Source organism: Methylobacterium sp. P3_A11 (assembly GCF_056403155.1).
Genome location: NZ_JBFUGA010000008.1, coordinates 84,526 through 92,581, shown reverse-complemented (window position 1 = coordinate 92,581; position 8,056 = coordinate 84,526). Strand labels below are relative to the sequence as shown.

Genomic DNA, 8,056 nt, shown 5'->3' with positions numbered 1-8,056 from the left:
CGCCATCGAGGCCCTGAACGCCACCCTGCGCCGGGCCGTGCGCGCCCGCGGTCACTTCCCGACCGACGAGGCCGACCTGAAGCTGCTCTACCTGGTCTTGAACCGCTCCGAGAAGGCGTGGACGATGGCCTCGCCTGAGGTGGTCATGGCCAAGGCGCAGTTCGCCGTCATCTTCGGCGAGCGCTTCACAAGGGCCATGGCGGCCTGATGTTCAACACGCCGCCCCCACACGAAATTCCTGACACTCCCCATTCATCAAGCCGCGGCGCAGGGCAAGCGCCAGCAGGTCGCCTGGTGTCATCCACTCCCCGCCGTCCACCTGCCAGTGCTCGTAATCATCGTCGGGCACGACGGTGTGGCCCAAGCCCCCAAAATGCCTCGACCGCCTCAGTCACCGGGTCGAACTCGACCAGCACGGCTAAGCCCACGCTGCCGCTAGCAGGCATCCGCGAGCGGTCTCCAGCCGCTTCTCGTCCGATCGCTCAGGCATGTCAGCTGCGATCTGTTCGACGATCTCCCGCGTGGCCGCCTCGTCCAGGCCGAACCTGCGCCCGAATCCGTCCAGGCGCCGCATCATATGCTGGAACCATTGCGCGCTCGTGCGACGTCTTGGAGGGGGCGCTCACGGATCGTCCTGCCACCGCCGCGCCGCTTCGGCCATCTCGGCATCCTCGCGCGCGGCCATAGTCTCAAGCACCTTGGCCAAAGCCTTGGCCGCTTCGCCATGCTGCTGAGCGCCAGTTCCGACGGTCCGGCAAAAGCGGGCAGCATGCCTCAACCCCTCGGCATGTGCCGTGTCGAGCGCGATCAGCACCACATTGTGCGCACTGTCCCGCTCGGCGTCGTTACCCTTGAGGCGCGGAAGCAGGAAGGCCACGAGGCGGACCTTCCGCCTGCCCCGGCTTCTGGCGTGTCCTCGCTCATGTCTTCACCGCGTGCACCAGCAGGATCGCAGTCCGGACCATGGTCCGCTTCCAGGCGCGCTCGTGGGACTTCAGTGCCTCGGCCAAATGCAGGGCGGTGCGCGTTATCCCTGCGACGTCGAACCTGCGATCGCTCGATAACGGGTTAGGCTCAGTCCCCAAATGTACGCGTATCGCATCGACTGCGGCGTCGATCTACTGATCGGCCCACCCGGCGGCCTTGCGCAGCGCGGAGACGGTAGGGTTATTCGCCATGCTGCTCACTATGTGCTTGCCGTGCCCATATTCCGGTAAGCAAGCACAGAGGTAATTAGTGGTGCCGCAAGAGGGATTCGAACCCCCGACCCCCTCATTACGAATGAGGTGCTCTACCAGCTGAGCTATTGCGGCCCGGACCCCGGAGGCGTCCTGCCCGGTGCGCGACAAGCGGCGCCGGACGTGGCAGGCTCATAGCGGCCCAGCCGGCGTTAGGCAAGGCCGCAGCCGGCCCCCGGACCCTGTCAGAGAGGCCGGTCCGACGCCAATTCATCCCGCAGGAAAGCCGCGACTTCCGCACGGTCCACGCCCGGGGCAATGAAGCTCTGACCGATCCCGCGGGCGAGGATGAAGGTCAGCGCCCCATCGCGCACCTTCTTGTCCTGCGCCATCGCGTCGAGGATTGCCTCGGCATCTCCGCACCCACCGGGAACCGCCTGCAGACGGGTCGGCAGACCGGCGAGGGCCAGGTGGTTGGCGACCCGGCCCGCATCCTGGCCGGCGCAGAGGCCGAGCCGGGCTGAGAACCGGAAGGCGAGCGCCGTGCCGATCGCCACACCCTCCCCGTGGACCAGTCGCGCCGCGTCGTAGCCGGTCAGTCGCTCCAGGGCGTGGCCGAACGTATGGCCGAGGTTGAGCAGCGCCCGCTCCCCGTCCTCCCGCTCGTCCCGGGTGACCACGGCCGCCTTTGCCCGGCAGCAGGAGGCGACCGCCTCCTCGCGCTCCGGGCCACCGGCGAAGATCCCGCGCCAGTGCGCCTCGCACCAATCGAAGAACGCGGGATCGGCGATCAGCCCGTACTTGGCGACCTCGGCGTAGCCGGCCCGCATCTCGCGCTCGGACAGGGTGTCGAGGGCGGCCGTATCCGCGAGGACGAGGCGCGGCTGGTGGAAGGCGCCGATCAGGTTCTTGCCCAGCGGGGCGTTGATTCCGGTCTTGCCGCCCACCGAGGAATCGACCTGTGCCAGAAGGCTGGTCGGAACCTGCACGAAGCGCACGCCCCGCCGCAGGGTCGCGGCCGCGAAGCCGGCGAGATCGCCCACCACGCCGCCGCCCAGGGCCACGACGAGGTCGCCGCGCTCGACCTTGAGGGCCAGCAGGCCGTCGCAGACCTCCGCGTAGCCCGCGTAGGATTTCGAGGCTTCGCCCGGCGCCACCTTCACCACGCCGGTCCGGAGGCCGGCGCGCTCCAGGCTCGATTGCAGGCGCTCGGCATAGAGCGCGCCGACGGTCGTGTCCGTCACGATGGCCGCACGGCGCGCCCCGAGGGCCGCGACGGCGGCGCCCGCCGTGTCGATCAGCCCGCGCCCGATCAGGATGTCGTAGGCGCGGCCGGCATCGAGCGGCACGTGGACGGTCAGTGGATCTAGACGGGGCGTCGGCTCGGTCATCGCTCGGCTCGCTGGGGTCTCACTGTGCAGCAACGGGAATCGATCCTTCGCCGCTGAGATGCGCGTCCAGCGCCTCCAGAACGTCTTGGACGACCCGGTCGTGCGAGACCTCGCGGGAGATGACCATCACGTCGGCGGCCGCGTAGACCGGGTGCCGCACGGCCATCAGGTCCCGCATCGTCGCCTCGGGGTCCTCGGTCTGGAGCAGCGGACGGTTCCCGCGCTTGCGGACGCGCCGCATCAGCACGTCCAGATCGGCCTTCAGCCAGACCGAGACCGCCGATTCCGCGATGCGCGCCCGGGTTGCCTCGCGCAGATAGGCGCCTCCGCCGGTCGCCAGGACGAGCGGTCCGGCCCGGAGTAGCCGCGAGATCACTCGTTCCTCGCCATCCCGAAAGCTCGACTCGCCGTAGATGGCGAAGATGTCGGGGATCGTCAGGCCCGCCGCCGCCTCGATCTCGATGTCGGCATCCTTGAAGATCAGCCCGAGGCGGCTCGCCAGACGCCGGCCGACGGTGCTCTTGCCTGCCCCCATGAGGCCGACGAGAACGATCGAGCGCGGGCCGAGCGCGCGGCGCAGACGCGCCTCGATCGGTTCCCCGGCCTCCTCCCCGCTCATGGCCTCCTGCATCGACTCCTGCATCGCATCCGTGTGGCGTCCCCGCCTCCTCATCCGCTGCCGTGCGCCCGTCGCCCGGCAGCTCCGCATCCTGCGGCAGGCTCTTAGCGCGATTCAAGCGGGCTGCGAAACGCATCGCTGTGTCGTTGTGGGCCTTGTCAGCGCCGCGTTCGCGTGGTCGAACCCGGGCACCCGCGGCGGCTCGAAGAAGGCCTTCGCCCGCCCTCATTCCCGCCGCCTGCGCCGTCTGCCCGAGGTTCGACCGACGTGCCGACCCTGTTCCGTTTCTTTGCCACCCTCGCGATCCTGGCGGGTCTCGTGTTCGCGGCGATGTTCGCGCTGGCGAACTTCGTCCAGCCGACGCCGCGGGAGATGACTGTCACGATCCCGGCCTCGAAGCTCCAGCCGGGCAGTCGTTGAGCGCGTCCGAGGACCGCGGCGCCGTCCCGGCGCCCCGTCCCGAGGTGGCCGACTATCTCGACATGCTGGCCGCCGAGCGCGGCGCCGGCCTCAACACGCTGACCGCCTACAGGCGCGACCTCGACGACTATCTCGGCTATCTCGCCCGGTCCGGGATCGAACTCCAGGACGTGGACGCCGGCATCCTTCGGGCTTTCCTGATCGATCTCGAAACGCGCGGGCTCAAGGCATCCTCGGCGGCGCGGCGCCTGTCCTGTGTGCGCGGTTTCCACAAGTTCCTCTACGCCGAAGGCGGCGCCGAGACCGATCCCAGCGTCGCGGTCTCCGGTCCCCGCCGCGGGCGGAGCCTGCCGAAAGTGCTGTCCGTCGCGGAGGTCGACCGGCTGCTGGGGGCCGCGCAGGCGGCGGCCTCCGCCGACCAAACACCGGGGCCGGCCCGTCGGGCACGCCGGATGGTGTGCCTGCTCGAGCTGCTCTATGCGACGGGTCTGCGTGTCTCCGAGCTGGTTGCCCTGCCGCGTGCCGCCGGCGCGACCCGCGAACGCTACCTCATCGTCAAGGGCAAGGGCGGCCGCGAGCGGCTCGTCCCCCTGACCGAGGCGGCCCGCGCTGCCATGACGGCCCATCTCGCGGCAGTCCCGGAGGAGTCACCCTGGCTGTTTCCGGCCGACAGCGACAGCGGCCATCTCACGCGGCAGGCCTTCGCCCGCGACCTCAAGACCCTGGCCTCGGCGGCGGAGTTGCATCCGGACCGCGTGAGCCCCCACGTCCTCCGCCACGCCTTCGCCAGCCATCTTCTTCAGAACGGCGCCGATCTGCGCATCGTTCAGGAGCTCCTCGGCCACGCCGACATCTCCACGACGCAGATCTACACCCATGTTCTGGACGAGCGCCTCAAGGCGATGGTCCGCGACCTGCATCCGCTCATGGATCGCTGAGCGTTCCCGCACAGCTGGTGTGGCCAACCGTGGTTGAACGCCCCAATTGTATACGCTCAGCGAACTGCCTAAGAGTGACCTCACGCCGTACCGGTACGCGAGCCTGTCTTTACCAGAGAGAGTTTTCCTATGCCAGGCCCCACTGCTTCGCAGAGCGGCGCCGAGCCGAGTCGGGCGGCGCACGCGCGTGCCGACGAGCCGTCGCAGAGGGAGCGGCAGCGCCTCGACAACCAGCTCTGCTTCGCGGTCTACGCCGCCGCGCACGCCTTTGGCCGCGCCTACCGCAACCTGCTTGGCCGCCACGAACTGACGTATCCGCAATACCTGGTCCTGCTGGTGCTCTGGGAGCAGGATGGCCTGTCGGTCAAGGAGATCGGGAACCGTCTGTTCCTGGACTCCGGGACGCTGACGCCGCTTCTGAAGCGGCTCGAAGCCTCGGGTCGGGTGCGGCGCGCCCGCGATCGCGTCGACGAACGCCAGGTCAGCATCTTCCTGACCCCGGCCGGCGCGGCGTTGCGTGACCAGCTGGCCTGCATCCCCGATGATGCGGGCGGCTTGACCGGTCTCGACATCGAGGGTCGCAAGAACCTGCTGCACGATCTCGTGACGCTCAGGCTCGGCCTGCAGACCGGGATGCTCCCGGACTAGGACCCGCCCGGACAGATCCGGAAGCGGCCGGTCGGCCACCTCCGGATCCGGCTCGCGCGGATCAGCCGCTCAGGACTGGGTCTTGAGGTAGGCGATCACGTCGTTGATCTTCTTGTCGTCAGGGTAGCCCTGGAAGATCATCTTGGTGCCCGGCACCTTCGCCTTCGGGTTTTTCAACCACTCGTGCAGGTTGGCCTCGTCCCAGGTGATCCCGGAGTTCTTCAGCGCGGCCGAGTAGCTGTAGCCCTCGTAGGTGCCAGCCTTGCGGCCGACCACGCCCTTCAGGTCGGGACCGACGCCGTTCTTCTGAAAATTGTGACACGCCTTGCAGGGGGCGAACGCCTTCTCGCCGGCGGCCGCGTCTCCGGCCTCCTGGGCCTGCGCCGAGAGCGGGATCAGGACTGCAAGGACGGCGCCGAGAACGAGTGAACGCATGGATTTCCTCCTGTTGGCCGCCGCCGCGGCAGCGTTGCGGGCAGAGCTTGCCTGCCTGGAACAGCTCTAAATGAATCTGCCCGCCGCGTGCAACGGCCTAGTCTGGTAAAGCCGTCGTCGGCGTGCAGATCCGTGGCTGCGCCAGGTTGCCGCCTCCCTCAACACCGAGCGCCCGGATTGGCTCCCTGCACGGTCGCCCGTCCTGCCCGGCGCTTCGTTCCTTCGGCGCGATCGCTGCGCAAATCTCAGACCCCGTGGTAGCTGCGGTACCACGCGACGAAGCGGTCGATCCCCGTGCGCAACGGCGTCGAGGGCCGGAAGCCGACGGCGCGCACGAGATCGTCGATGTCGGCGCAGGTTGCCGGCACGTCACCCGGCTGCATCGGCAGAAGGATCTTCTCCGCCCTGCGCCCCAGGGCCGCCTCGAGGAGCGCGATCATGTCGAGGAGCGCCACCGGCTCGGTGTTGCCGATATTGTAGATCCGATAGGGGGCCGCACTGGTCCCCGGATCCGGGGCGCCGCCGCTCCAGGCGGGATCGGGCGTGGCCGGCCGCCCTGCCAGCGCCTGGATCCCCGCGACGATGTCGTCGATGTAGGTGAAGTCCCGGAGCATCCGCCCTTCGTTGAACACGCGGATCGGCTCGCCCGCCAGGATGGCCCGGGTGAACAGGGACAGGGCCATGTCGGGACGGCCCCACGGGCCGTAGACGGTGAAGAAGCGCAGCCCCGTGGTCGGCAGCCCGTAAAGATGGCTGTAGCTGTGCGCCATCAGCTCGTTCGCCTTCTTGGTCGCGGCGTAGAGGCTGAGCGGATGGTCGACGTTCTGATGGACCGAGAACGGCATCGCCGTGACGCCGCCGTAGACGGAACTCGATGACGCGTAGAGCAGGTGCTCGACGCCGCCGTGACGGCAGGCCTCCAGGATGTTGAGGAAGCCGACGAGGTTGCTCTCCGCGTAGGCGTGCGGATCGGTCAGCGAATGACGTACGCCGGCCTGCGCCGCGAGGTGGATCACCGTCCGGAAGCCGTGCCGGCGGAACAGCGCGTCGAGCCCGCCACGGTCGGCGAGATCGAGGCGGGCGAAGCTGTGCCCTTCGAAGCCCGCGAGGCGGTGCAGCCGCGCTTCCTTCAGCCGCACATCGTAATAGGCATTGACGTTGTCGAGACCGACGACCTGGCGGCCGGCTTCGAGGAGACGCAGAGCGAGCTGATTCCCGATGAAGCCGGCGACGCCGGTGATCAGGACGGGGGGCTGGGACATGCGCGCACCGATGGGCGGAGCGGCCCGCCGGCCGCAGCTGTAGCATGGGCTTGGAACGCCACAAGCCGGAGGGGGCGCTCCCGGTCCGAGCCGCGAAGAGCCGACCGGATCAGACTTGCCGCTCGAGACCCGAGCCCTGTAGGCTCGACGTCGCCGTGCAGCCCGACCGACGACCGCTTCCGGACAGCCTGACGCGCCTGCTGGCCATGCCGCAGCGGCGCCCGGCCCAGGTGCGGCCGCAGCCGTCTCGAGTGGACGGCGCCCCGCCGGAATGGGATCGGCGACCCGCGCACACGGCGCTGGAGACCGCGATCCTCCGCGGGTTCGTGGCCGGGCTTTCGGGGTTCGTCTGGCTCGTCATCCTGGTGCTGACCGTCCGACACTTCGTGCGCTGAGCGCTCGCTGGCGACGCGCTGTGGATATCGGTGGCCTGCCCATCCTTCGGCTTCGTCCACCGGTACGCGAGCCGCGTCGTCCGCTATGGACGCGTCCGATGCCGGGATCGGTTCGGCGGCGAGGGTGGACGATGTCGCTGACGGGGCGTTTCTGGTTCCGGAAATCCTGGACGGGCCGGCTCGTGCTGCTGGTCGAAGAAGAGCGGTCCCGCTGGTTCGGCCGCGGATCGGGCAAGCCGCACTGGCGCAACGCCAAGCTCCTCGACTTCGCCGAGCCCGAGCTGCGGCCGCTCCTCGCGATGGAGAAGCACCACCGCGCGGGTGGACCCTCCGGACAGGTGCGGACCCTCCGCGCCGTCCCGCCCGCCCCGGTGGCCCGATCGACCAACGGCTGAGCGGCGCGCGGCTCCGCGAACCGGTTCTGGTTCGGCGGACGGCGATCCCCACCTTGAGAGGATCGCCCCGCCCCGGGCGGCACCCCTGAACCGGTGAAGCCGATGCCGCGCTACTTTTTCCACACGCAGATCGGCGGCGATGTCGTCACCGACCCGATCGGGTTCGAACTGCGGGATCCGGACGCGGCCTGGCAGACGGCCCGCGAGACGATCCGCGCCGCCCTGCGCGGTTCCGGCGACCAGGCCCGGCTGATGACCGCGTGCCTCGTCGTCACCGACGAAAGCGGCGAGGTCGTGCTGGAATTCCCGTTCAGCGAGGCCGTCGAGCTGCCGGCCACGGAGGATCCGACGCTTCACTGAGAGCGGCGACGCGCG

At 69.3% G+C, this 8,056-nt stretch carries 12 protein-coding genes and 1 tRNA gene; 7 read left to right on the top strand and 6 right to left on the bottom strand.

All coding sequences use genetic code 11. The annotated features are described in order from the left end of the window. On the top strand, positions 1–208 hold a 208-nt coding region (locus AC1DXK_RS04600), incomplete at its 5' end, for a transposase (protein ID WP_477297021.1). Positions 209–622: 414 nt separating this feature from the next. Here the strand turns inward: AC1DXK_RS04600 and AC1DXK_RS04595 are convergent. The 4 genes from AC1DXK_RS04595 to AC1DXK_RS04580 all read right to left on the bottom strand — a co-directional run bounded on the left by AC1DXK_RS04595 (position 623) and on the right by AC1DXK_RS04580 (position 3,212). Further along, entirely contained in the window at positions 623–877 is a 255-nt protein-coding gene (locus AC1DXK_RS04595) for a hypothetical protein (RefSeq protein ID WP_457104044.1), read from the bottom strand. Positions 878–1,237: 360 nt separating this feature from the next. Next, positions 1,238–1,313, bottom strand: a tRNA-Thr gene (locus tag AC1DXK_RS04590). A gap of 110 nt (positions 1,314–1,423) precedes the next feature. Beyond that, a complete protein-coding gene (gene aroB / locus AC1DXK_RS04585) occupies positions 1,424–2,569 on the bottom strand; it encodes a 3-dehydroquinate synthase (RefSeq protein WP_457104043.1) in 1,146 nt (381 codons plus the stop codon). A 19-nt stretch (positions 2,570–2,588) separates the two neighbouring features. Further along, positions 2,589–3,212: a shikimate kinase gene (locus AC1DXK_RS04580; protein ID WP_457104042.1), complete on the bottom strand. Its 624-nt coding sequence runs from the start codon at positions 3,210–3,212 to the stop codon at positions 2,589–2,591. A gap of 243 nt (positions 3,213–3,455) precedes the next feature. Between AC1DXK_RS04580 and AC1DXK_RS04575 the strand changes: the two genes are divergently transcribed. The 3 genes from AC1DXK_RS04575 (at position 3,456) to AC1DXK_RS04565 (ending at position 5,194) form a co-directional block, all read left to right on the top strand. Further along, positions 3,456–3,608 (top strand): histidine kinase, encoded by a 153-nt coding sequence (locus AC1DXK_RS04575; protein ID WP_457104041.1) that lies wholly within the window; start codon positions 3,456–3,458, stop codon positions 3,606–3,608. Further along, a complete protein-coding gene (locus tag AC1DXK_RS04570; protein ID WP_457104040.1) occupies positions 3,605–4,546 on the top strand; it encodes a site-specific tyrosine recombinase XerD in 942 nt (313 codons plus the stop codon). The genes AC1DXK_RS04575 and AC1DXK_RS04570 overlap by 4 nt, the downstream gene beginning before the upstream one ends. A 129-nt stretch (positions 4,547–4,675) precedes the next feature. Then, positions 4,676–5,194 carry a MarR family winged helix-turn-helix transcriptional regulator gene (locus AC1DXK_RS04565; RefSeq protein ID WP_457104039.1) on the top strand — a complete coding sequence of 173 codons (519 nt, stop codon included), beginning with the start codon at positions 4,676–4,678 and terminating at the stop codon, positions 5,192–5,194. A 69-nt stretch (positions 5,195–5,263) separates the two neighbouring features. On the opposite strand, the gene AC1DXK_RS04560 is transcribed toward AC1DXK_RS04565, so the two are convergent. After that, the gene (locus AC1DXK_RS04560; protein ID WP_158169194.1) at positions 5,264–5,629 is read right to left on the bottom strand and encodes a c-type cytochrome; all 366 of its coding nucleotides are present in this window, start codon (positions 5,627–5,629) and stop codon (positions 5,264–5,266) included. 245 nt (positions 5,630–5,874) lie between these two features. Next, complete coding sequence (locus AC1DXK_RS04555) at positions 5,875–6,891, bottom strand: NAD-dependent epimerase (protein ID WP_457104038.1); 1,017 nt, start codon at positions 6,889–6,891, stop codon at positions 5,875–5,877. Between the two features lie 155 nt (positions 6,892–7,046). Between AC1DXK_RS04555 and AC1DXK_RS04550 the strand changes: the two genes are divergently transcribed. The 3 genes from AC1DXK_RS04550 (at position 7,047) to AC1DXK_RS04540 (ending at position 8,041) form a co-directional block, all read left to right on the top strand. Then, a complete protein-coding gene (locus AC1DXK_RS04550; RefSeq protein ID WP_457104037.1) occupies positions 7,047–7,286 on the top strand; it encodes a hypothetical protein in 240 nt (79 codons plus the stop codon). A gap of 131 nt (positions 7,287–7,417) precedes the next feature. After that, complete coding sequence (locus tag AC1DXK_RS04545; RefSeq protein WP_457104036.1) at positions 7,418–7,681, top strand: hypothetical protein; 264 nt, start codon at positions 7,418–7,420, stop codon at positions 7,679–7,681. A gap of 102 nt (positions 7,682–7,783) precedes the next feature. After that, positions 7,784–8,041, top strand: a complete 258-nt coding sequence (locus tag AC1DXK_RS04540) for a DUF6894 family protein (protein WP_457104035.1) — start codon at positions 7,784–7,786, stop codon at positions 8,039–8,041. Positions 8,042–8,056 lie beyond the last annotated feature (15 nt).